The organism is Vibrio sp. M250220 (assembly GCF_036533795.1).
GTDB lineage: Bacteria > Pseudomonadota > Gammaproteobacteria > Enterobacterales > Vibrionaceae > Vibrio.
In genome coordinates, this window is the sequence record NZ_JATABI010000102.1 from 1 (window position 1) to 2,980 (window position 2,980).

Annotated in this window: 4 protein-coding genes and 1 pseudogene; all 5 read left to right on the plus strand. The window is 42.1% G+C overall.

Annotated elements, in window-relative coordinates:
• Window positions 1-1,051, plus strand: a pseudogene (locus tag QTN94_RS19460) (hypothetical protein); the annotation flags it as partial.
• The gene (locus QTN94_RS19465) at window positions 1,048-1,788 is read left to right on the plus strand and encodes a hypothetical protein (protein ID WP_331428593.1); all 741 of its coding nucleotides are present in this window, start codon (window positions 1,048-1,050) and stop codon (window positions 1,786-1,788) included. The pseudogene QTN94_RS19460 and the gene QTN94_RS19465, both read left to right, overlap by 4 nt.
• A gap of 34 nt (window positions 1,789-1,822) precedes the next feature.
• Window positions 1,823-1,996, plus strand: a complete 174-nt coding sequence (locus tag QTN94_RS19470; protein ID WP_331428594.1) for a hypothetical protein — start codon at window positions 1,823-1,825, stop codon at window positions 1,994-1,996.
• Window positions 1,997-2,725, plus strand: a complete 729-nt coding sequence (locus QTN94_RS19475) for a hypothetical protein (RefSeq protein WP_138972649.1) — start codon at window positions 1,997-1,999, stop codon at window positions 2,723-2,725. It abuts the gene before it with no gap.
• A gap of 30 nt (window positions 2,726-2,755) precedes the next feature.
• Window positions 2,756-2,932, plus strand: coding sequence for a hypothetical protein (locus QTN94_RS19480; RefSeq protein ID WP_331428595.1), 177 nt, complete (start codon window positions 2,756-2,758; stop codon window positions 2,930-2,932).
• Window positions 2,933-2,980 lie beyond the last annotated feature (48 nt).

A 2,980-nucleotide genomic window follows, 5' to 3' on the forward strand; every position in this document is an offset into this window, starting at 1 on the left:
TGCGCAACACCCGAATACTAGCTTGTGGACTAACCCTGCAATTAGAGAAGCGACCTATGCGACAGGTTATGCGGTCTCCGCTGTTGCCGCTGTGTGGCGAGATGCGAAATGGGAAATTCTTGCTAAGGATTCCGAATTACTTAAAAAAAGCCTTAACATAGCGATAAAAGAAGAAGGTGCCTCAAGGGCGGCAATGCTCAAAACTTTTGCGAAAACCACGGCAGCAGTCTCTTTGTTTGGCTTGATTGCCACGGGTTTTGAAACATGGGAAAGTGGTGAAAAAGCTTGGGATTCTAGTAACTCTCCAATGGAACGGTTGGGCTATGGGTTAAAAGGGGCATCCACCTTTGCTCAATCTTTAGTCTTTCTACTCCAATTTAGAGCAAATATACTGAGTCTATTCGGCACTACCAGTATTGGAGCTATTATCGCCCCTTGGATGCTGACCACGCTGATGGTTGCAGGTATTGTTTATTTGATTGCTGTTATCATCATTAATGTCTTTAAACGTTCAGAACTTGAGAAGTGGTTGCTTCACTCCATATGGGGCAAACAATCTAAGCAATGGAAGCCTATCGAGGAGTTAACTCACTTAGAACACATTATTCATAAGCCTCAGGTTCAGCTTAACTCAGTCCCTAACCGAAAACCTTCCCAATGGATGGACACTGGCACCAACCAATGGCAATTGGAGTTGACCTTGCCTGCATTTACTATAGGCCAACGGATTGGCTTACAAATAACGCGTAAGCCCAAACAAGTTTATAGTTATGGCACCAGTGAGGCGATGCCAGCTGTTATGCTTAATGAGCAGAACGGCACATGGAGCCAAAAAAAAGAAGAAGGTAGCCCCATCACCTATCGATTAGATTTGGGTGGTAGTACGGAGGATACCATCACGGTACTGGTTAGCATGCCGTTTAACTGGCAAGCCTCAAAGCATCAACAACTGGGCTATATAGCGTCAGGTAAAAAACAAGGTGATTTAACCGTAGAGCCTGCGCCAAAAGAATTTGGCACTCGTCTTATTGAAGTGAGAATAGACCAATGAAGAATAACCAAAGCATAGAGTCTCTAAAGGAACAACTTTATAACGCTGAGGTAGCGTATTCTTGGGAACACAAAGGGTCATCGATAATTGGCAAACACGGCCATTTAATAAATTGGGGAACGTCGATATTAATCTGTTATTCATTGTTCGGCTTTTTTTGGTTTGTTCTCGATGGGCTAACAGTGGACTCACTCGCTTTTTGGGGGCTTTTTGCCCTCACAACAATGATGATGCTGGCCTCAAGATATTTGTATTTACCCGATAAGCTCCGCTGTTATCACTTAACCTCAATCGGTATTCACTATACAGAGCAAGATATGATCCCAGAGGTGGCGTATAAAATCGTGCGCGGCTTTGCTTGGGTGGGGATTGTGGTGTGTGTTATTGCTGTTTTGTTACTTGGCCCGTTAGCCTTAGTGGGTGCGGGGGCATTTGCACTGATGTCATTTGGGATGACCAATTTTAAACCAACCGTTGATAAGTGCTGTCTGTTAATTGATGATCGCAGTGTCGTGTTTAATTTAATCAACGATAACGTACTTTCTTTTACGATTCCTGAAAAAGGTCAAATGGGATACAAGGGATTGATATTCACATCGACTCTCGAAGAAAAGCAAGCGTTGTTAAATAATTTGTACTCACTTTTCCATGAGCTTGAGGTCATCAAAATCAAAAGACTTAATGATCAATTCAAACATTCAATTTATCAGCGAGATGAAGAGAGTGCAACAGAGTAACGTTCTCGCTTTCTCACAGAGTGGTTAAATTTGGGTGGCAGTACTGGTCGATACCATCACGGTACTGGTTAGCATGCCGTTTAACTGGCAAGCCTCAAAACATCAACAACTGGGCTATATAGCGTCAGGTAAAAAACAAGGTGATTTAACCGTAGAACCTGCGCCAAAAGAATTTGCGACTCGTACTATTGAAGTGAGAATAGAATAGATGACCTCTAATGACAGAATCGAAACATTAAAAGAAAAGTTGTACCAGGATAAGGTAGTTTATTGTTGGGAGCATATTGGTCCCGATGGAAATTATTCTCCAATTATTCGATGGCTCCTAGCTCTATTTATTGGCCTATTTTTACCAATATTTTTAGTGATGGTGAGCAGTACCGCTATGTGGAGTGCAGGTTTTTGGTTTTGTTTTGTTTTGGCTACAATAGGAGTTTTGATAACAAGATATTTGTTTATTCCGGATAAGCATCGCTGTTATCACCTAACTACACTGGGTATCCATTACACAGAGCAAGATATGATCCCAGAGGTGGCGTATAAAATCGTGCGCGGCTTTGCTTGGGTGGGAATTGTGGTGTGTGTTATTGCGGTTTTGTTACTTGGCCCCTTGGCGCTTGTCGGTGCAGGGGCATTTGCACTGATGTCATTTGGGATGACCAATTTTAAACCAATCGTTGATAAGTGCTGTCTGTTAATTGATGATAGCAGTGTCGCCTTTAATCTAACGAACGATGGTGTGATGTCATTTGCTGTTCCTGAGAAAGGTGTGCATGCCTTCTCAGGTGATATCTATATCTCTCTTGAGCAAAAAGAAGAGTTACTTGCTTACTTAAAAAAGACTTTTCCCAACATAGAGATCGTCAAAATCAAAAGACTTAATGACCAATATAAACACCCTGTTTATCAGCGAGATGAAGAGAGTGCAACGGAGTAACGTTCTCGCTTTCTCACAGAGTGATTAAATTTGCGTGGCAGCACGGACGATACCATTACAGTGTTAGTTAGCATGCCGTTTAACTGGCAAGCCTCAAAGCATCAACAACTGGGCTATATAGCGTCAGGTAAAAAACAAGGTGATTTAACCGTAGAGCCTGCGCCAAAAGAATTTGGCACTCGTCTTATTGAAGTGAGAATCGACTAATGAATAATGATCAAAGTATAGAGTCTCTTAAGGAACAACTTTATAACG